Source organism: Klebsiella sp. Q11, from assembly GCF_964241505.1.
GTDB classification, from domain to species: domain Bacteria; phylum Pseudomonadota; class Gammaproteobacteria; order Enterobacterales; family Enterobacteriaceae; genus Klebsiella; species Klebsiella michiganensis.
Genome location: NZ_CAXSXW010000002.1, coordinates 85,791 through 104,578, shown reverse-complemented (window position 1 = coordinate 104,578; position 18,788 = coordinate 85,791). Strand labels below are relative to the sequence as shown.

At 59.1% G+C, this 18,788-nt stretch carries 19 protein-coding genes; 6 read left to right on the top strand and 13 right to left on the bottom strand.

Annotated elements, in window-relative coordinates; all coding sequences use genetic code 11:
* Positions 1 to 93: 93 nt before the first annotated feature.
* Positions 94 to 396: a PTS lactose/cellobiose transporter subunit IIA gene (locus ACESQ2_RS02905; RefSeq protein ID WP_373170151.1), complete on the top strand. Its 303-nt coding sequence runs from the start codon at positions 94 to 96 to the stop codon at positions 394 to 396.
* A 97-nt stretch (positions 397 to 493) separates the two neighbouring features.
* Positions 494 to 1,873, top strand: a complete 1,380-nt coding sequence (locus ACESQ2_RS02900; RefSeq protein WP_373170185.1) for a carbohydrate porin — start codon at positions 494 to 496, stop codon at positions 1,871 to 1,873.
* 197 nt (positions 1,874 to 2,070) lie between these two features.
* Here ACESQ2_RS02900 and phnV read toward each other — a convergent pair whose 3' ends face one another.
* From phnV to phnR, 5 genes are all read right to left on the bottom strand, one after another.
* Positions 2,071 to 2,868, bottom strand: a complete 798-nt coding sequence (gene phnV / locus ACESQ2_RS02895; RefSeq protein WP_025107577.1) for a 2-aminoethylphosphonate ABC transport system, membrane component PhnV — start codon at positions 2,866 to 2,868, stop codon at positions 2,071 to 2,073.
* A 2-nt stretch (positions 2,869 to 2,870) separates the two neighbouring features.
* Entirely contained in the window at positions 2,871 to 3,731 is an 861-nt protein-coding gene (phnU, locus tag ACESQ2_RS02890) for a 2-aminoethylphosphonate ABC transporter permease subunit (RefSeq protein WP_373170150.1), read from the bottom strand.
* The gene (gene phnT / locus ACESQ2_RS02885) at positions 3,731 to 4,843 is read right to left on the bottom strand and encodes a 2-aminoethylphosphonate ABC transport system ATP-binding subunit PhnT (protein ID WP_032718744.1); all 1,113 of its coding nucleotides are present in this window, start codon (positions 4,841 to 4,843) and stop codon (positions 3,731 to 3,733) included. The genes phnU and phnT overlap by 1 nt, the downstream gene beginning before the upstream one ends.
* Before the next feature lie 5 nt (positions 4,844 to 4,848).
* Entirely contained in the window at positions 4,849 to 5,862 is a 1,014-nt protein-coding gene (gene phnS, locus ACESQ2_RS02880) for a 2-aminoethylphosphonate ABC transporter substrate-binding protein (protein ID WP_032751825.1), read from the bottom strand.
* Positions 5,863 to 6,109: 247 nt separating this feature from the next.
* Positions 6,110 to 6,829, bottom strand: a complete 720-nt coding sequence (gene phnR, locus ACESQ2_RS02875) for a phosphonate utilization transcriptional regulator PhnR (RefSeq protein WP_368767720.1) — start codon at positions 6,827 to 6,829, stop codon at positions 6,110 to 6,112.
* Positions 6,830 to 6,969: 140 nt separating this feature from the next.
* Here phnR and phnW point away from each other — a divergent pair, with 140 nt between their 5' ends.
* Together phnW and phnX are read left to right on the top strand one after the other, a co-directional pair.
* Positions 6,970 to 8,073 (top strand): 2-aminoethylphosphonate--pyruvate transaminase, encoded by a 1,104-nt coding sequence (gene phnW, locus ACESQ2_RS02870; protein WP_032752001.1) that lies wholly within the window; start codon positions 6,970 to 6,972, stop codon positions 8,071 to 8,073.
* Between the two features lie 9 nt (positions 8,074 to 8,082).
* Positions 8,083 to 8,892, top strand: coding sequence for a phosphonoacetaldehyde hydrolase (gene phnX, locus ACESQ2_RS02865; protein WP_373170149.1), 810 nt, complete (start codon positions 8,083 to 8,085; stop codon positions 8,890 to 8,892).
* Positions 8,893 to 8,924: 32 nt separating this feature from the next.
* Here the strand turns inward: phnX and nepI are convergent, their stop codons facing one another.
* On the bottom strand, positions 8,925 to 10,106 hold the full coding sequence (gene nepI, locus ACESQ2_RS02860) for a purine ribonucleoside efflux pump NepI (protein WP_046877107.1): 1,182 nt from the start codon (positions 10,104 to 10,106) through the stop codon (positions 8,925 to 8,927).
* A gap of 212 nt (positions 10,107 to 10,318) precedes the next feature.
* Here nepI and ACESQ2_RS02855 point away from each other — a divergent pair, with 212 nt between their 5' ends.
* Together ACESQ2_RS02855 and ACESQ2_RS02850 are read left to right on the top strand one after the other, a co-directional pair.
* On the top strand, positions 10,319 to 10,678 hold the full coding sequence (locus tag ACESQ2_RS02855) for a type II toxin-antitoxin system RelE/ParE family toxin (protein ID WP_046877108.1): 360 nt from the start codon (positions 10,319 to 10,321) through the stop codon (positions 10,676 to 10,678).
* Complete coding sequence (locus ACESQ2_RS02850; protein WP_004126838.1) at positions 10,662 to 10,985, top strand: DNA-binding transcriptional regulator; 324 nt, start codon at positions 10,662 to 10,664, stop codon at positions 10,983 to 10,985. The genes ACESQ2_RS02855 and ACESQ2_RS02850 overlap by 17 nt, the downstream gene beginning before the upstream one ends.
* A gap of 82 nt (positions 10,986 to 11,067) precedes the next feature.
* On the opposite strand, the gene ACESQ2_RS02845 is transcribed toward ACESQ2_RS02850, so the two are convergent.
* From ACESQ2_RS02845 to ilvB, 7 genes are all read right to left on the bottom strand, one after another.
* Positions 11,068 to 11,520, bottom strand: coding sequence for a DUF1198 domain-containing protein (locus tag ACESQ2_RS02845; RefSeq protein WP_046877109.1), 453 nt, complete (start codon positions 11,518 to 11,520; stop codon positions 11,068 to 11,070).
* Between the two features lie 177 nt (positions 11,521 to 11,697).
* Positions 11,698 to 13,089, bottom strand: coding sequence for a hexose-6-phosphate:phosphate antiporter (uhpT, locus tag ACESQ2_RS02840; RefSeq protein ID WP_004126843.1), 1,392 nt, complete (start codon positions 13,087 to 13,089; stop codon positions 11,698 to 11,700).
* 145 nt (positions 13,090 to 13,234) lie between these two features.
* Positions 13,235 to 14,554, bottom strand: coding sequence for an MFS transporter (locus tag ACESQ2_RS02835; protein ID WP_046877110.1), 1,320 nt, complete (start codon positions 14,552 to 14,554; stop codon positions 13,235 to 13,237).
* A gap of 9 nt (positions 14,555 to 14,563) precedes the next feature.
* A complete protein-coding gene (gene uhpB / locus ACESQ2_RS02830) occupies positions 14,564 to 16,045 on the bottom strand; it encodes a signal transduction histidine-protein kinase/phosphatase UhpB (RefSeq protein WP_162557350.1) in 1,482 nt (493 codons plus the stop codon).
* 17 nt (positions 16,046 to 16,062) lie between these two features.
* Positions 16,063 to 16,656, bottom strand: coding sequence for a transcriptional regulator UhpA (uhpA, locus tag ACESQ2_RS02825; protein ID WP_004107112.1), 594 nt, complete (start codon positions 16,654 to 16,656; stop codon positions 16,063 to 16,065).
* 72 nt (positions 16,657 to 16,728) lie between these two features.
* Entirely contained in the window at positions 16,729 to 17,019 is a 291-nt protein-coding gene (gene ilvN, locus ACESQ2_RS02820; protein ID WP_004855635.1) for an acetolactate synthase small subunit, read from the bottom strand.
* A gap of 3 nt (positions 17,020 to 17,022) precedes the next feature.
* Positions 17,023 to 18,711 (bottom strand): acetolactate synthase large subunit, encoded by a 1,689-nt coding sequence (gene ilvB, locus ACESQ2_RS02815; protein ID WP_373170148.1) that lies wholly within the window; start codon positions 18,709 to 18,711, stop codon positions 17,023 to 17,025.
* Positions 18,712 to 18,788 lie beyond the last annotated feature (77 nt).

The following is an 18,788-nucleotide window of genomic DNA, read 5'->3' as shown; positions in this document are numbered from 1 at the left end:
AATATTATATTTAAGATGACGGCATAAATAATGCGGAAAAGGGACTTTCACTGAATTATTTAAAGAATAAAGTTAATGACCTCAGGATCTATCATGATTGAATTAGAAGATGCGGTAATGGAAATTATCGTTAATGCAGGCCAGTCACGCTCATTATGTTTTGAAGCGCTCCATTGCGCCCGCAACGGTAATATAGATGAAGCGCGCTTGCTTCTGAATGAAGCCGATGGCTACGCCCGCCGGGCGCACCAGATGCAGACCCGGCTTATCGAGCAGGACGCTGGCGAAGCGCGCCAGCCGATGACGTTAATTATGGTCCACGCTCAGGATCACTTAATGAATTTACTGCTCGCCCGTGAATTTTCGGAAGAGTTAATTCATTTATACCAGCGTTAATTTATATCAATATTTAGCAACTGTACCCGAACTAAATATACCAGCTTATCCTGGCGGGATAGCTATTATCATATAAATTATTAAAAGCGAGATAATGATGAAAACTGTAAAAATGCTGCCATTAACCATGGCGGTCGTCGCCGCGCTGTGCCCAATTTCCGTATTCGCACAAGAATTTACTCAAGAACAGATAGACGCCATTGTGGCGAAAGCCGTCGATAAAGCCCTGGCCGAGCGCCAGGCGAAAATCGACGCCGCGGCTGATAAAAAAGTGGATGTTATCACCAACCCGCAGACCACCGCGGCCACGCCGGATATGGCGATCCCCTTCGGCCTGAAGTTCAGCGGCTACGCCCGCTACGGCGCGCAGTTCCAGACCGGCGATCAGAAGTTTGTCGGCGTGGATGGCTCCTATAACGGCGCTTCGGCGATCGGCCGTTTAGGCAACGAAGGCAACGGCGGCGAATTCCAGATAACCAAAGCTTTCAAGAGCAGTAAAGGCGCTATCTGGGATATCAACGTCATGTTTGACCACTGGAGCGATGAAGTTAACCTGAAAAAAGCCTACGTCGGCGTCACCAACGTGCTGGAGTCTAACCCCAACGCCTATATCTGGGCCGGCCGCGACTTCCATCAGCGCCCGCAACAGGGGATCAACGACTACTTCTGGATGAACCACGACGGCCAGGGCGCCGGGGTGAAGAACTTTGATATCGGCGGCGTGCAGTTTGACGTGGCGGGAGTGTCGCAGGTGGAGTCCTGTAGCCCGGAAGTGATGGCGGACGAGGCCAACCCGTCGCGCATCACCTGTACCGGCGGCTCCGGTACCGGCGATAACGGCCACTACGCCCTGACCACTAAAACCCACAATCTTAAAGCCGGGCCGATCGACGTTGAGGTTTACGCCAACTACGGTTTCGATTCGAAAGCGGTGGACAGCGACGAACGTCTCGACGCCTGGCAGGGCGGGCTGGTGCTGAGCCACACCAACGACAGCGGCGTCAATAAAGTGATCCTGCGCTACTCCGACAACTCGGATAACAGCGTCTACAACAAAACCGATGACCTGACCGCGATTTACGCCAGCTTTGAAGGGCTGCATAAATTCACCCGGCAGGCGCAGATCGAATATCTGCTGGCCTTCCACGACTATGACAACGGCAAGGACAACACCGATAACCGTAAAAACTACGGCGCCATTGTCCGTCCGATGTACTTCTGGAACGATGTGCACTCCACCTGGCTGGAAGCGGGCTACCAGCGCGTCGATTACGACCAGGGCGGCGATAACCACGGCTGGAAGCTGACGCTGTCGCAGAACATCGCCATCGGTATGGGGCCGGAGTTCCGCCCGATGCTGCGCTTCTACGTGACCGGCGGCCAGGTGGATAACAAGCGCACCGCGAAGGTTAACGGCACCAAAGACGAGCAGCTGGATTCGCTGAACGTCGGCGGCATGTTTGAGGCGTGGTTCTAAGAGAGTGAAACCATCCCGGGTCGCGGCGTCAGAGCCCGATCCGGGCTATCAGATCGTAACCTGTAGCCCGGCTAAGCGCAGCGCGAGCCGGGAAGAAGCCGCATCGATATATTTATCCCGGCGCATTCCCCGGGTTGCGGCGTAACGCCTTACCCCGGCTACCGCTGGCTTAGGTGATTTGCAAAAGTAACCGGAGATTACCTCTGGCTCATCCGGCGGGCGATGCGTTCAAGCTTAATCATCAGCAGCAGCGTGACGCCCACCAGCACGATGGTCAGCGCCGAACCATCGGCAATATTGCCGCGATCGGTCAGGCTAAAAATCGTCACCGGCAGCGTTGTCCAGCCCGGCGGGTAGATCATCACCGTCGCGCCCAGCTCCCCCATCGATAGCGACAGGCTTAACGCCAGTGCCGAAATCATCCATGGCGTCATCAGCGGCAGCGTGACGTGGCGCAGACGATACCACGGCGATGCCCCGAGGCTGGAGGCGACGTTTTCAATATCAGCGGAAATCCGCGCCAGACCGGTGGAAACGTTGCTGAAGGTAAACGCGGAAATCAGCACGAAGTGCGCCGCCAGAACGATCCAAAAGGTGCCGTTCATCTGCAGCGGTCCCTGGCTGAAGGCCACCAGAATGCCAAGACCCACCGAAACGGATGGGATGGCGCTTGGCAGATAGAACATCAGCCCAAGGTATTTTTGCAGCTTCGCACCGTACTGCCGCAGGGACAGCGCAGCCCACATGCCGCACAGCAGAGCGAACAGGCTGGCGCAAAACCCGACCATCAGGCTGGAAAAGAGCGCATCCCACGCGGCGCCGCGAAACGCGTTAACAAAGTGTCCGAGGGTAAAGCCGGACGGCAGCAGGCCGTTCCACTGCTGGCTCAGGCTGGACATCAAAATCACCGCCAGCGGCAGGAAGAAAAACCCGGCAAACAGCGTCACCGCCAGCGCTCCCGCCGCCGTACGGCCTTTACGCGACCAAATCAACATCGTTAGCTCCTCACGCCGGTACGCGCGGCGGCCAGCCGATAGAGCATAAACAGCCCCAGCGACAGCAGAATATTAATCAGCGCAATCATGCAGGCGACGCTGTAGTCCGACTCGAGAATAGCCTTGCTGTAGACCATCATCGGTAGAGTATTTACCCCTTTGGCACCGATAAACAGCACGATGCCGAACTCGTTGGTGGTCAACAGCAGACACAGGCTGCCGCCCGCCATTAGCGCCGGCAGCACCACCGGAAAAATCACCTGGCCGATAACCCGCAGCGGATGCGCGCCGAGGATGCTCGCCGCTTCAAGCTGGCTTTTATCAATCTGCCGCAGCCCGGCCATCAGCGGACGCATCACCAGAGGGGTGAAGACGGTCATTTCCGCCAGTATGACCCCCTGAATCGAATAGAGAAAATCCACCGGCGGCAGTTCAAAAGCAAACAGCGACATCAGCGTCCCGTTCAGCAGACCGGCGGAGCCGTAAATAAAGGTGAAAGCCAGGGTGATGAGAAAGGTCGGCAGCGCAATAAAGGTATCAATTATCCGGCTAATCAGCTGGCTACCGGGAAACGGGATAAACACCAGAATCAGCGCCAGTACGCTGCCGAGCAGCAGGCAGCCTGATGTCGCGATAACCGCGATTTGCAAGGTATTGAGCAATGCGCTGAGAAAGCGCCGGGACTCCACCACCTGCCAGAAGGTTTCGAGGCCCAGATGACCCTCGGTATCGCGCAGCGCCTGTTCGCCGATGAGCAGCAGCGGGTAGAAAAACAGGGTCGCCAGCACCAGCAGCGGCGGCAGCAGCCACAGTAAGGGCCGCAGATGAACAGAGCGACGCGGGAGCGTTAAGATCTGCGACATTATGACACCTCAATCAGGACCGCATCGTTGGGTTCAAAATAGAGCGCCAGCCTGTCGCCCGCACGCGGCAGCGGGTTCACGTGGGTCATCACGATACGCACCGCCTCCCCCGCCACGTCGCATAGCAGATGGGTCAAATCGCCCTGCCAGTGCACGGAGGTCAGGATGGCGTTCAGCCGGTTGCTGGTGGCCGATCGCGGCGCGAGACTCATATGCTGCGGGCGAATACAGAGCAGCTTATTGTTGCCATGCTGGCCGCCGCGGCTGAACGCGGCGATCAATCCGCCGCCGCAGCTGACGCTGACCAGGCCAGGTCCCGCGGTATCTGTCAGCGCCGTCGCCTGCAGGATATTGGCACGTCCGAGAAACTCAGCGCTAAAACGATTAGGCGGATAGTGGTAAAGCTGATGGGTTTCGCCGTGGGCAATGAGCGAGCCGTCTTTCATGATGCCAATCTTGTCCGCCAGGGTCAGGGCTTCAGTCTGATCGTGGGTGACGTAGAGAATGGTCAGCTCCGGCAGTTCGCGGTGCAGACGGGCAATTTCCTCCACCATGTTGTGACGGATTTGCGCATCCAGCGCCGAGAGCGGCTCATCAAGCAGCAATACCCGCGGACGCACGGCGATGGCGCGGGCAATCGCGACGCGCTGCTGCTGGCCGCCGGAAAGCTGGTGCGGATAGCGGCTGGCGTAATCCGCCATGCCGACGATTTTCAGGGCTTCCTGAACCCGTTCAGCGATCTGCGCTTTGGGCTGCTTCTGCGCCCGCAGGCCGAAGGCGACGTTATCTTCTACCTTCATGTGCGGAAACAGGGCGTAGTTTTGAACCACCATACCAAGGCCGCGTTGATACGGCGGCAGGTGGGTGATATCCGTGTCGCCAAGCAAAATTCGACCACCGGCAGGCTGCACAAAACCGGCTATCGCCCGCAGCACCGTGGTTTTTCCGGAGCCCGAAGGGCCGATCAGCGCCAGCACCTCACCGGGTTCAATGGTTAATGTCAGCGGCTTCAGCACCACGTTGCCGTGATAAGAAACGCGCAGCGCGTCGAGAGTAATTCCGGACGTCCCCGCCAGCGACGGGGTGGGGGCAGCGGTCGTTTTCATTAACATCACGCTTACTCGCTGTCCGTCACTTTATGCCAGCGGGCAATATCCGCCGACAGCGAAACCGCAACGTCGTCCCAGTTGGGTTCCCAGCTTTTCACGCCGTTAAGCGCCGCTTTCGCCGCTTTAAAGTTAGCGTCTTCCGGCGTCACGTCGCTGCGCACCGGCAGACCCCAGGAGAGCGCGCTGACGCTGGACTGAGCGGACTTATCGAGCAGGAAGTTAATCAGCTTTTTACCGTTTTCGCCGTTCGGACCGTTCTGCACCAGGCCGATGGTATAGGGCAGCGCCAGCGCGCTGCGTTCGCCTTGCGCGTCCGCTGGCCAGAAGATTTGCACATTCGGATTACGCGCCATCTGCGACAGGTTCATTTGCAGATCGCCGTTAGCGATGTACAGCTCGCCTTTATTGACCAGCGCGGTCAACTTACCGGTGGAAGCAGACGGACCAACGTTATTGGCCTGGAGCTTACCGAGATAATCGAACCCCGCCTCTTTGCTCCCCATGCTGTGAAACGCCTGTAGCATGACCGCCGTACCGTCACCCGCCTGCCCCGGCGTCGAGTACTGCAGTTTGTTCCTGAAGCGGCTATCGAGCAACTCCTGCCAGCTGGCCGGCGCGGTTTTCAGCAGCTTACTGTTATAGATAAAGGTCAGATAGTTATTCACCAGCGGCGAGTAGCGGTCGTGTACGCCCGGGATCCGGGCGCTGTCCTGCGGCTGAAATTCGGCCAACAGCTGTTCTTTCGCGGCACGCTGGATAAACGGCGGCACCGTCACCAGCACATCGGCCTGAGGGTTGGTGCGCTCTTTTGCCAGGCGTTCAACAATCGCCCCGGAACCGCCTTCCACGTACTGCACCTTGATGCCCGTTGCTTTGGTGAAAGCGGCGAACTGGTGCTGGTACCAGCTGTTATCACCGTCGTGCAGGCCGTCAGCGGAGTAAACCGTGACGATGCCATCTGCCCAGACCGGAGAGCTGGTCAGCGCGAACAGGGACAGCAGGGCAAGTCGGGAGAGTTTCATCGTATATGCCTCATCGGGTAGTTAGTCATTCTGGTGTAGACCAGATTGTTTTTCACGCTACCGGGGGTTTATGACAAAACGATGAATGAAGTGTGGCGAAAGGATGACGCCGGTGCAGAAGAATCCCTCCCGGAGGCGGCGCTTGACGCGCCTGTCCGGGCTACCCGTCCGCAGTCAGCGGTGAACCCGTAGCCCGGGTAAGGCGCCAGCCGCAACCCGGGAAAACGCTCGGGCAGGACCAATAAAATCAATGGGTATCGACTTCAATACGCAGGCTGTCGTGGCGCCAGTACTCGATATCGTAATCGAGAATTCGCCCGTGCTGATCGTAGTTGAGGCGGCGCAAGAGCAGCGCCGGCCGCCCTTCCATCACCCCCAGGGCTTCCGCGGCCTGGGGCGGCATTGAGGTGGGCCAGAACGACAGATGCATGCTGGTATATATCAGGTCATAGTGGGTCTGATAAATTTCGGTCAGGCTGCCGTTTAAATCATGGCGCAGCAGCTCCGGAACCCTGGCCGGCAGGCAGTGATTTTCACAGTAGCAGATTGCCCGCCCGTCAGCATGGCGCAGTCGGGTGAGCAGGTAGATCTGGTCGAACGGCTGCAGCGCCAGCGGCGCCATAACGTCCAGCGGAACGGCGGCCAGATGCCCGTCGAGCAGCACCGTTTTTGGCTCCCGTCCCTGTTCCAGGCACAGCTTGTGGAAGTTGGTATTCTGCGTCGGATCCAACCACAAGCGCTCCGGCGTAACAAACCAGCCGCGGCGGTCGGCGCGATAAATCACGCCGCTGGACTCAAGCTGCGCCAGGCTCTCACGCACCGTAATACGCGTGGTGTTGAACAGCGCGCACAGCTCGCGCTCGGACGGCAGCTTATCGCCGCTCTTCAACGCGCCGTTTTGAATACGCGCCTGAAGCTGCGCCTTGATCAGCAGATACTGTGGCGTCTCGCCAGAGGGTGATTTCATGTTCGCTCGCGGCCAAATTTGATGCGCTCATTATACATAACCAGATGAATTTTTTGTTGCAGCACTACTTTCCCTTTGACCTTTTCGTGGCACGATCGTCATTATAAAAAACATCTGGTATAGACCAAATGGTGAAAACAATGACTTCGCGTAATTATCTGCTGCTGACGCCCGGACCGCTAACCACTTCCCGTACGGTAAAAGAGGCGATGCTGTTCGATAGCTGTACCTGGGACGACGACTACAATCTCGGCGTCGTTCAGGTCATTCGCCAACGGCTGGTGGAACTGGCGACGCCCGCTAACGGCTACACCTCAGTGCTGCTGCAAGGCAGCGGCAGCTACGCGGTTGAAGCGGTGCTCGGTAGCGCGATCGGCGCGCAGGGGAAAGTGCTGATTATCAGCAACGGCGCCTACGGCGCGCGCATGATCGAGATGGCGAAACTGATGTGCATTGCGCACCATCCCTACGACTGCGGCGAAGTGGCGCGGCCGGACGCGGCGGCGATCGAACGGATCCTGCAAACCGACCCGGCGATCACCCATATCGCCATGGTGCATAGCGAAACCACGACCGGCATGCTCAACCCGATCGAAGAGGTCGCCGCGCTGGCGAAACGGTACGACAAACGCTACATCGTCGATGCCATGAGCAGCTTCGGCGGCATTCCCATGGACGTCGCCGCCCTGAATATCGATTATCTGATAAGCTCCGCCAACAAATGCATTCAGGGGGTGCCGGGCTTTGCCTTCGTCATTGCCCGGGAGGCGGAACTGGCAAACTGCCAGGGCCGCTCGCGCTCGCTGTCGCTGGATCTGTACGCCCAGTGGCGCTGCATGGAGGATAACCACGGCAAGTGGCGCTTCACCTCACCGACCCATACCGTGCTGGCCTTTGCCCAGGCGCTGAAGGAGCTGGCGGAGGAAGGCGGCGTGCGCGCACGTCATCAGCGTTACAGCACGAACCAGCGCCGTCTAGTGGCGGGAATGCGTGCGCTAGGCTTTCAGCCGCTGCTCGACGATAGCCTGCACTCGCCGATCATCACCGCGTTTTACTCCCCGGATGCGCCGCAGTATCGCTTTAAGGACTTCTATCAGCGGCTTAAAGAGCAGGGTTTCGTGATCTACCCGGGTAAGGTGTCGCAAAGCGACTGCTTCCGTATCGGCAACATCGGCGAAGTGTACGACGCCGACATCACCGCCCTGCTGGCGGCCATCAAAAACGCCATGTACTGGCAATGCTAAGGAACCGTCATGAACCGTATTAACGCCGTTATTCTGGATTGGGCAGGCACCACCGTCGACTTTGGCTCCTTCGCGCCGACGCAGATTTTCGTTGAGGCCTTCCGTCAGGCTTTTGCCGTGGAGATTACGCTCGAAGAAGCCAGGGTGCCGATGGGTCTCGGCAAATGGCAGCATATTGAAGCGCTGGGAAAACTGCCCGCCGTGGACGCCCGCTGGCAGGCGAAGTTTGGCCGGGCGATGAACGCTGCCGATATCGACGCGATCTATGCTGCTTTTATGCCGCTGCAGATTGCCAAAGTTGTCGATTTTTCTGCGCCAATCGCCGGGGTTGTCGACACCATTGCCGCGCTGCGCGCCGAGGGCATAAAAATTGGCTCCTGTTCCGGCTATCCGCGTCCGGTGATGGAAAAGCTGACGCCGGCAGCCGCCGCGCAGGGCTATGCGCCTGACCACTGGGTGGCGACGGACGACCTCGCCGTCGGGGGACGGCCAGGCCCGTGGATGGCGTTACAGAACGTCATTGTCCTCGGCATCGACTCGGTAGCCCACTGCGTCAAGGTTGATGATTCCGCTCCCGGCATTACCGAAGGATTAAACGCCGGGATGTGGAGCGTGGGTCTGGCGGTTTCCGGTAACGAATTTGGCGCCAGCTGGGAGGAATATCAGCAGATGAGCGCCGAAGAGATCGCCGCCCGCCGCGAGCACGCTGCCGGGAAGCTGTACGCCGCCGGGGCGCACTATGTGGTGGATACGCTGGCGGATTTGCCGGGCGTGATTGCCGACATCAACCGTCGTCTGGCGCAGGGCGAACGCCCGTAGTTTTATTGACGATTCGCCTGACTGCGGCCCCATTACACTCGTACTTTCGTCGCCACCAGCAGGCCGGTCAGCAGCATCAACGTACCGGAGAGGACCAGCGGCGAGAGCAGACCAAGGTGATCCAGCGCCACGCCGCCAACCGCGGCGCCGCAGGTGTTGGCCAGCTGGATCACCGCCACCTGAATCGACCCGGCTTTCTCCGCCTGATCGGACAGGGAGCGGGTGATCCACGTTGACCAGCCAACCGGTATCAACGCGAAGGCAAAGCCCCAGATAACGGCAACCGTCGACGCCACGATTTTACTCTCCCCCCACAGTACCAGCACCGCCGCGCTGATGGCCAGCACCACCGGGGCAACCGCCAGCGCCGCTTTCACCGATCTTTTGAGCAGCATCGAAGAGAGCGAGGTGCCGACGAAGCTGGCGATGCCGAAGCTCAACAGCACCAGCGTCAGGCCGTCAACGTCAAAGCCCGCCAGCGTCATATACACCGGGCGAATATAGGTAAAGAAGGCGAACTGGCCGGCGAAGGCCATAAAAATGGCGCACATCCCGGCCATCACGCCGGGGCGCTTTAGCAGGCCGAACATATTTTGCTGCGCCGAGGTGGACTCGCCCGGCAGAGACGGCAGCGCCTTCAGCACCCAAACCGTACAGACCACCCCCATCACCGCGGCGCCGTTAAAGACGTTACGCCAGCCGATAATCCCACCGAGGAAGCTGCCCAGCGGCGCGGCGATCACCAGCGCTATCGATACCGCGCCGAAAATGACCGACAGGGCTTTGGGCACCACGCGCATCGGCACCAGCCGCATGGTGAGCGACGCCGACATCGCCCAAAAGCCGCCCAGCGCCAGCCCGAGGCAGGCGCGGCCGAGCAGCAATAACGCAAAGCTGTTGGCAAAAGAGACCAGCAGGCAGGAAAGGGTCAGCAGAACCGAAAACAGAATCACCACGTAGCGGCGATCGGTACTGCGGATGATCGAGGTGATAAACAGGCTGGCGAACATCGCCACGAACGCCGTGGTGGTGACCGACTGTCCGGCAACCCCTTCGGAGATGCCTAAATCCTGCGCCATCGGCGTGAGCAGGCTTACCGGCAGGAACTCAACGGTAATCAGGCAGGCCACGCAGAAGGCCACTGCAAAAACCGCCGACCAGTTGGGTCGCGCCGCCTGATGAGCCTGTGGCGTAGAGGCATTCGAAGGAGTCATAAGTTACCTGCATGGTTGAACACGGGGAAGCCGCGCAGTGTAACATTTTAAATGTGACGAATTTAACGTTTTGACAACTTTTCAGGCCTTGCAAAGCACCTGCGTAGCTGCTCGCATAACCGGAAAATCACGTTTTTAGGTATTTCAGAACAGTAAGAGGAAGAAATAACATAGCACTTGGTGCTATATTTATGGTTACAGGATGTCAGCCAATGCGTGTTTTTAAAACAAAATGGTTTACCAGGGAAGCCCGGGCTCATGCGATTGATGACGACGAACTCTGCAAAGCGATTGAAGCCACTCTCCAGGGAAAAGCAGATAACCTTGGTGGCGGCGTTTACAAAAAACGCCTCAATAAAAATCGCGATCGCGCAATTATTCTGGCAAAGGGCGCTGAGCATTGGTTTTACACATTTTTATACGCCAAACAGGATATCGCCAATATCAATAACCGAGAACTCGCGGCGTTCCGTGAGTTAGCCAGGCATTATTCCCTTCTCAGCGAGGAGAAAATGGCGGCATTGGTTAAGAGAAAAGAATTGGTGGAGATTTGTCATGACTGCAAAAACTAAATTCAAAAGCCCCGCCTTTGAAGCTATCCATAGCGCTGCAGCAGGTTTATACAGTGTTGATGCGATCGCGCAGGAGACAATGCGCAGCTTTGATGAAACATGCATCAGCCGCGTAAGCGATTTCCAACCTGGTGAAATTAAGGCTCTACGTGACCAACTCAACGTCAGTCAGCCGGTTTTTGCCCGCTATCTGAACACCAGCGTTTCCACGGTCCAAAAATGGGAAAGCGGGGCAAAACGCCCCGGTGGGCTGGCACTGAAATTACTCACCATCGTGCAAAAACATGGGTTAGAGGTACTGGCATGATGGCTTTGTTGCGATGACTTTTGCACCGGTGGCCTCGTCGGCGTGACGTTTAACGAAGCCAATAGTGCACAGGGAAGCGCTATCAGTGCAGCCAGTGGACGCCATCCTCCGGTAAAAACAGCGCGTTATAGCGCTCCTGCAAAGCGTGCAGCTCGCTCACTTCCGGCTCCAGCTCGCGAAGGAAACCTTGCGCGAGGCGAATTTGCGCTTCGGTAATTGGCGCCGCGAGGCGGGCCTTTTTCATCAACCGATACCAGTAATGCAGGTTCTGCTCGCTGCCGTCGACGATAGCAGTCTGCCAAATCAGCAGCACCTGCGCGGCATTTTGCAAATGCGCTTCATTCGGCCGCTCCAGGTAGCGCAGATACTCGTTACCGGCGGTTTTTCCCAGCTGATCGATCATCGATTCCAGCGGTACCGGCGTAATGCCTAACCGTTCGCTCAGACGGCGGATCGCACGGCGTGAATCAGAGGTAAGCACCCGAAATCCCACAACAAATACCACTATCAGCGTGGCCAGTCCTAACCAGATCATGCATCCTCTCATTCAATCGCAGCCCCACTATCATAATGGGAAATTGCCCGCTGTCGACTGTCGGTGGTACCAGAATGTGACTTATCGCGGCCCCGTATCGCTATCATCAAACCGCCCGGCAAGAGGCATAAAAAAGCCCGGCGCAGGGGCCGGGCAACGTGACTCACACCCAATGACTCAGGCAGTCTGCAACGTTTGCGTCTTTTTCTGACGGCGGATTTTACGTTCCTCAAACACCGCAACGATGGCCATCAGGCAGATGCAGCCAATTGCCGCCGCATCCAGCGCCGCAAAGGTCCCCGCCCAGCCGGTGAGGCCAAAAATCGGCGTTCCGTCGGCGATCATCCCGAGGCCGAGCTTGGCGAAGCTGTCGCCGATCAGATAGGCAAAGGTGCCCTTGATCCCGTCGGCTGCGCCAATCGCTTTTTTCGGCACGAAACCTACCGCGGCAACGCCGATCAGCAGCTGCGGGCCAAACACCAGGAAGCCCAGCGCAAACAGCGAGGCGAGATAAACGTACTGGTTACTGGCGTGCTGATAAACCCCCAGCGTGGCGATAATCAGCGCCAGCGCAACGCAGGCCACCAGCGCGCGACGACCGTTTGCCAGATCCGACAGCCAGCCCCACAGCAGCGTGCCGACCAGCGCGCCCACTTCAAACAGGGTAAAGCCCTGAATCGCCACCTCTTTGGAGAGCTTCAGCTCCTGGAAAGCGTAAACGGTGGACCATTGGTCGATACCGATGCGCACCACGTACAGGAAGATGTTGGAGAAGCACAGCAGCCAGATGACTTTGTTCTTCAGTACGTACTCGACGAAGATCTGCCATTTGGTCATGGCGTTCTCTTCCGTCTCTTTATCCTCTTCGCTGATCTCTTCGCCAAACAGCTCTTCGGCGTTACCGAGACCGTAGGATTCCGGGGAGTCGCTGCCGAAGCGCAGACCGATAAAACCGACGATCAGCGCGATAATCGACGGGAAGATAAACATCCCGATCACGTGGCCGTCGAACAGGTAGTTGGCGCCAAACAGCGCTACGCCCGCCGCGCCGGCGCCGCCGAGGTTGTGAGAAATATTCCAGAAGCCGAGGAAGGTGCCGCGCTTACGGCGAGGCGTCCACTTGGTAATAGTCGAATAGCTGCATGAGCCGCCGGTGCTCTGGAAAAAGCCGCTCAGGGCGTAGAAGGCGATCATCAGGAACAGGCTGGTCGACCCTGCGCCCATGCTGGCGCTGAAGCCAAGCATACAGATGGCCGAAAGGATCAGCATAAACGGCAGAAACTGCTTGGTGTTCTTACCGTCTGCGTAGTAAGAAACCAGCGTTTTACCGACGCCGTAGGTGATAGAGAATCCGAGACCGATCATCCCCAGCTGCGTCATGCTCAGCCCGTAGGTGGAGATCATGTCGTTCTGCGCGATGTTAAAGTTTTTACGGATCAGGTACATGGTCAGATAGCCGATGAAAACCACCAGATACGACTGCATGAACGGTTTGAACCACATTTTGCGCCGCGCTTCGAGCGGCAGGTCCAGGGTTGGCTTACGCACCTGGTTTAAGAAGGCCAGCATGATTGGGTGACTCCTGAGCTGATTTAGTACCTGCGAATGGCAGGCATTGTAAAAATCAGCCGGGAGACTCGCCTGAGACAGCGTCCAGGCGAAACCGGGAAAATTTCTTAGTTTTACGCCATTCGGCGAAGAAAGGTGAAGTGGGTCACGCTTCTCGCGGCGCCTGAGCGTTTAAAAACGGCAGCAGCAGCAGGGCGGAAATGCCGGCGGCAATGGCGATAACCACGAAAAAGCCGCTCCAGTGCCAGATTTCCATCACCTGCGCCAGCGGCCAGCCGGAGAGCGATGCGCCAAGATAGGCAAACAGGCCAACAAAGCCGGTTGCCGCCCCCGCCGCCTCTTTGTGCGAGCACTCCGCCGCCGCCATGCCGATCAGCATCTGTGGGCCAAAAACGAAAAAGCCGGTCGTGAAGAAGCAGGCCGCCTGCATCACGTAGCTGGCGAACGGCATCAGCCAGAGGCCGCCCACCGACAGCAAAATACCGGCGGCGAAAATCAGGTTCATCGGCCCGCGGTTGCCGTTAAACAGTTTATCCGAGCCCCAGCCCGCCACCAGCGCGCCGATAAAGCCGCCCACCTCGAACATGGTGACCGCCGAATTCGCCGTGACCAGATCGACGCCGAGCGTTTCCGACATATACAGGTTGCCCCAGTCGTTAATCGCCGCGCGCACCACGTACACCAGCACGTAGCACAGCGAGAGCAGCCAGATATAGGGATTCAGCAGCACGTATTTGGTGAGGATCTCTTTGCGGGTCAGGCCAGCCCCTTCCTGCTGCTGGGCAATCTCCAGCTCATCGTGCCGCCAGTCGCCCACGGCGGGCAGCCCTACCGCCTGCGGCCGGTCGCGCAGCCGCCAGCAGAGAAACAGTCCGGCGAGGATCGCCAGCATGCCGGCAATCATCATCCCCGTTCGCCAGCCGTAGTGCAGCGCCGCCGCGCCAACCACCATCGGGATCAGCGCCCCGCCGACGTTATGCGCCGTATTCCACAGCGCCCACCAGCCGCCGCGTTCGGTACGCGAATACCAGGTCGTCAGCAGACGGGCGCACACCGGCGAGCCCCAGCCCTGGAAGAAGGCGTTCAGCGCCCACAGCAGCGCGAAGGCCCACAGCGAAGTGGAAAAGCCAAACAGAATATTCACCACGCCGGTAGCGACCAGACCAATGCCCATAAAATAGCGGGCGTTAGAACGGTCGCTGACGATACCGGAGAAAAATTTCGACAGCCCGTAGGTGATGTAGAACAGCGTTGCCAGCAGGCCGATATCGCTGCGCGTCAGCACGTTGCTGGCGAGGATTTCCGGCACGGCGGCGTTAAAGCTTTTACGCGTAAAATAAAACAGCGCATAGCCCAGCCAGATGGTCAGCAGAATATGCCGACGCCAGTAGCGGTAGCGCGCGTCCAGCGCCGGTTTGTTGGTAATCGGCGGAGCAGCGGGCGGGGATTTCAAAAAGGCAAACATCGTCGCTCCTCAGGCGTAGCGCAGCGGCAGGCTGACGCAAACGCGGGTGCCGTGGGTGCAGGAGATGGTTAAGGTGCCGCCCAGCGCGCTGACGCGCTCGCGCATGCCGGTCAGGCCGAAGCCCTGCTGACCGGAGCCCGGCGGCAGGCCGCAGCCGTCATCCTCCAGCACCAGCATCAGCCGCTGCTCCTGCTGCCAGCCCTGCAGCGTGACGGCGCTGGCGCTGGCGTGTTTGACGATATTATTCAGCCCTTCCTGGCAGACGCGGAACAGGGTGACGCGCTGGTTTTCGCTCAGCAGCGACTCATCAATGCGCCACGCCAGATGGCTGACCATACCGCGGTCCTCCAGCTCCATTTCGCGCATCAGCGAACGCACCGCCTGTTCAAGCGTCAGGTCGTCCAGCTGGCGCGGGCGCAGGCGGCCCAGCAGGCGGCGTACCGAATCATAGACGCCGAGCGAAAGCTGCTCAATCAGCTGGCCGCTCTGCCTGACGCTGGCGCTGTTGGGCGCCAGACGCTGGACGATCCCCGCCTGAGTACGGATGGCGGTGATGGTCTGGCCGATATCATCGTGCAGCTCGCGGGCCACCTCGCGGCGCACGCTCTCTTCGGTTTCCAGCAGGCGTTCCGCCAGCCGCTGGTTACGCACCAGCTCGTTTTGCAGCGACTGATTCAGCTCGCGCAGCCGCTGAATGCCAGCGCCCAGCAGCAGGCCCGTCAGGCTTTGCGCCAGCAGCGAAAGCAGCAAATCCACCGGATGATCGTGCCAGCTCTGGCTGGCAATCAGCGCGATGGCGTTCATCAGGGTCGCGATCAGCGCGCCCTGCCAGCCGTAGTGCCAGGCCAGGGCGATAATCGGCAGCGCCAGGCAGAAGGGCGTAAATCGCGAGAGCTCGGCGGGCAGCCCCAGCTGGAGCCAGAGGCTGACGCTGAACAGCAGCAGATACCAGATAAGATGCCGCCCGCGCCAGTTTACCGGCTGCGAGACCAGCGATGGCCCCAGCGGCCGCCAGACGGTACTGGTAAGGTAGTGCCAGATAACCAGGCAGGTAGGCGCCAGCGTCAGGCCGCCGGTCAGGGTCAGCAGCAGCGCGTTCAGCCCCTCCTTGCCTTCCGGCAGCCACGGCAGCGACTGGAGCAGCGCAGCGGCGATCAGCGCCCCTCCCTGGCGCAGCAGGGTGAGCCAGTCGCGCTGCTGACGATAGCGCGAAATCAGCGCCACCGGCAGCAGGGTCAACAGACTTCCGGTCATCAATATTATCGGGTGCGCCAGCGCCACTTCCTGCGTCAGCCAGAAGATCAGCAGCCACTCAGCGCCCAGCAGAACCGGCCAGTAGCCGCGCGGACACTGCAGCATCAGGCCAAGACGCAGGCCAAAGGGGAAAAGCAGCACCGCAAGATCGGCACGCTCCACCAGGTGCAGGCTGATGCTCCACAGGCAAAACCACGCGGCGGAAAAGATAAAGCAACAGCCGATAACCGAGAGCAGCCGGGAGAGAAAGGCGTTCATTGCCAGCTATCGAACATGCGGCGCGCCAGCTCGACGTCGTTGCTGACGCCCAGCTTTTCCAGCAGATTAGCGCGATGAACGTGCACGGTTTTTGGCGACAGGCCCAGCTCGGCGGCAATCTCTTTTACCGCCATCCCCTGCGCCAGCTTTTCCGCCACCTCGCGTTCGCGTTTGGTGAGCGGATCCCGTCGCCCGGCCGCCAGCTTCATGGCGATATCCGGCGTCAGGTAGCAGCCGCCGGCCGCCACGGTGCGGACGGCGGCGATCAGCTCATCCGGGCTGCAGCGCTTGGAGAGAAAGCCGCGCGCGCCGGCGTTCAGCGCCTGCTCCACCAGCGCCGGGCTGTCGTGCACCGACAGCATCACGATCGCCATCCCTTTCGGTAGCTGGCTTAACAGCTCAAGCCCGGAGATATCCGGCATCGAGATATCGCAGATACAGACCTGCACGCCGCGGCCGGGCAGCCCCGCCAGCGCTTCGCGACCGGAACCAAATTCGGCGACGACCTGAAAATCGGCTTCCAGCCCCAGCAGCTGGGCAAAGCCGGAGCGGACGATAAGATGATCGTCAATAAGGGCGATTGTGGTCATGGCGATTCCTGGGGAGGATAAAAAACGCGCTTACCTTAACGATAAGCGCGCAGCGGTTCAAGCCGCGAGCGATTATTCGAAGAACACCGCAATTTTGCTGAACATGGAGGGATCGGACTGATTGCGCACCACCTTCTCAACGTCTTCCAGCTTTTCGATCTGGCTAATCATCTGCCCGAGGCGCTGATCGTCGTTGACCAGTAGCCAGATGCGGCTCTGGTTGCTGTCCGGGATCGGCAGACAAAGAATGCCTTCCACGTTAAATGCGCGGCGGGCAAACAGGCCGCAAACGTGGGTCATCACGCCAGGGTGGTTGCGCACGGTGAGCTGTAGAATAACGTTTTCATGAGTCGCTTGTTGCATGGCTTATTCCCCCACCATTTCAGTATTGGCCGCACCCGGCGGTACCATCGGATACACTTTTTCTTCGGCATCGATACGCACGTGGATCAGCGCCGGACCCGGGCGGTCGATAATCGCCTGCAGCGCCGCCTGCGGATCGGCTTCGTTATTTAAATCACAGGTTTGCAGACCAAAACCGGCGGCGATCTGCATAAAGTTGACCATGCCAGGATAGGTCGCGGCGAACACGCCCTGCTTATAGAACAGGCTCTGCTGCTGGTGAACCAGCCCCAGCGCTTCGTTATTCATCAGGATGATTTTTACGTCCAGCTGATTTTCCGCCGCGGTAGCCATTTCCTGAATGTTCATCATCAGGCTGCCGTCGCCGGAGAAGCAGATGACCTTGCGCTGCGGGTTAGCCAGCGCCGCGCCTACCGCGGCAGGCAGACCAAAGCCCATGGTGCCGAGGCCGCCGGAGGTCAGCCACTGGCGCGGGCGGTTGAGCGGATACGCCTGTGCGACCCACATCTGGTGCTGGCCGACGTCGGTGGTCACGATTGCCTCATCGTCAACGCAGGCGGCAACGGCGTTAATCAGGCCATAGTGGGTAAGCGGGTCTTGCTCCTGCGGAATGGTGCAGGGGAACTCCCGCTGCAGATCGGCCACCAGCTGCAGCCATTCGCTGCGCGGCTGCGCCTCGACCTGCGGGATCAGCTGCGCCAGCACTTCGCCAACATCGCCCTGAATCGCTACGTGCGGCTGTTTGATTTTACCCAGCTCAGAGCGGTCGATATCAACGTGGATAATTTTCGCGTTCGGGCAGAACTGCTCGGTTTTACCAATCGCCCGGTCATCAAAACGCGCGCCTAAAACAACCAATAAATCAGCCTCTTGCAAAATAAAATTGGTACTGCGCGCGCCGTGCATCCCCAGCATGCCCAGCGACAGCGGATGCGCTTTCGGCAGCATCCCCAGCGCCATCAGGGTCTGGGTGGTTGGCAGGTTGGCTTTCTCCGCCAGCTGGCGAATGGGCTCAGGGGCGTTGATGACCCCACCACCCAGATAGAGCACCGGACGCTGCGCGGCGTTAATCATCGCCGCCGCTTCACGCACGCTGGCGCTATCGAATTCCGGGGCTGCCATGCGGGCGCCGGGTTCCGGCAGGGCGTCGAGCTCAATGGTCGCGGCCTGAACATCCTTAGGAATATCTATCCACACCGGCCCTGGTCGCCCGGACTGCGCGATGCGAAACGCGTCGCTTATCACCTGCGGCAGCTCAGCAATGTTGCGTACCAGATAGTTATGTTTCGTGATGGGGATAGAGATACCGTAGGTGTCGACTTCCTGGAAAGCGTCGGTGCCGATCATTGAGGCCGGAACCTGGCCGGTCATGCACACCAGCGGAATCGAATCCAGACGGGCGTCGGCGATAGCGGTGATCAGGTTAGTGGCTCCCGGGCCGCTACAGGCCATACACACCGCCGGTTTGCCCTCGGTGCGCGCCATGCCCTGGGCAATAAACCCCGCGCCCTGCTCGTGACGCGCCAGAATATGGCGGATCTGCGTGCTTTGGCTTAACGCATCGTAAATGGGAAGGATGGAGCCGCCCGGAATGCCGCTGACCGTGGTGATCCCCTGACGCTCCAGTAAATGAACGACTAACTGTGCGCCAGTGAAGCGCATTTTTTGTGATGTTGTGCCCGAACTTGCCATGCTCCAGTCCTTTTATTCTGGGCCGACTTACCGGGGGGCATGAAACGAAAAACCCCGCTCGGTTTGCGCCGGCGGGG

Excerpts from the sequence above, each read along its gene's own strand:
- ACESQ2_RS02905 (WP_373170151.1), top strand. The coding sequence starts at position 94 with ATGATTGAATTAGAAGATGCGGTAATGGAAATTATCGTTAATGCAGGC.
- ACESQ2_RS02900 (WP_373170185.1), top strand. The coding sequence starts at position 494 with ATGAAAACTGTAAAAATGCTGCCATTAACCATGGCGGTCGTCGCCGCG.
- phnV (WP_025107577.1), bottom strand. The coding sequence starts at position 2,868 with ATGTTGATTTGGTCGCGTAAAGGCCGTACGGCGGCGGGAGCGCTGGCG.
- phnU (WP_373170150.1), bottom strand. The coding sequence starts at position 3,731 with ATGTCGCAGATCTTAACGCTCCCGCGTCGCTCTGTTCATCTGCGGCCC.
- phnT (WP_032718744.1), bottom strand. The coding sequence starts at position 4,843 with ATGTTAATGAAAACGACCGCTGCCCCCACCCCGTCGCTGGCGGGGACG.
- phnS (WP_032751825.1), bottom strand. The coding sequence starts at position 5,862 with ATGAAACTCTCCCGACTTGCCCTGCTGTCCCTGTTCGCGCTGACCAGC.
- phnR (WP_368767720.1), bottom strand. The coding sequence starts at position 6,829 with ATGAAATCACCCTCTGGCGAGACGCCACAGTATCTGCTGATCAAGGCG.
- phnW (WP_032752001.1), top strand. The coding sequence starts at position 6,970 with ATGACTTCGCGTAATTATCTGCTGCTGACGCCCGGACCGCTAACCACT.
- phnX (WP_373170149.1), top strand. The coding sequence starts at position 8,083 with ATGAACCGTATTAACGCCGTTATTCTGGATTGGGCAGGCACCACCGTC.
- nepI (WP_046877107.1), bottom strand. The coding sequence starts at position 10,106 with ATGACTCCTTCGAATGCCTCTACGCCACAGGCTCATCAGGCGGCGCGA.
- ACESQ2_RS02855 (WP_046877108.1), top strand. The coding sequence starts at position 10,319 with ATGCGTGTTTTTAAAACAAAATGGTTTACCAGGGAAGCCCGGGCTCAT.
- ACESQ2_RS02850 (WP_004126838.1), top strand. The coding sequence starts at position 10,662 with ATGACTGCAAAAACTAAATTCAAAAGCCCCGCCTTTGAAGCTATCCAT.
- ACESQ2_RS02845 (WP_046877109.1), bottom strand. The coding sequence starts at position 11,520 with ATGATCTGGTTAGGACTGGCCACGCTGATAGTGGTATTTGTTGTGGGA.
- uhpT (WP_004126843.1), bottom strand. The coding sequence starts at position 13,089 with ATGCTGGCCTTCTTAAACCAGGTGCGTAAGCCAACCCTGGACCTGCCG.
- ACESQ2_RS02835 (WP_046877110.1), bottom strand. The coding sequence starts at position 14,554 with ATGTTTGCCTTTTTGAAATCCCCGCCCGCTGCTCCGCCGATTACCAAC.
- uhpA (WP_004107112.1), bottom strand. The coding sequence starts at position 16,656 with ATGACCACAATCGCCCTTATTGACGATCATCTTATCGTCCGCTCCGGC.
- ilvN (WP_004855635.1), bottom strand. The coding sequence starts at position 17,019 with ATGCAACAAGCGACTCATGAAAACGTTATTCTACAGCTCACCGTGCGC.
- ilvB (WP_373170148.1), bottom strand. The coding sequence starts at position 18,711 with ATGGCAAGTTCGGGCACAACATCACAAAAAATGCGCTTCACTGGCGCA.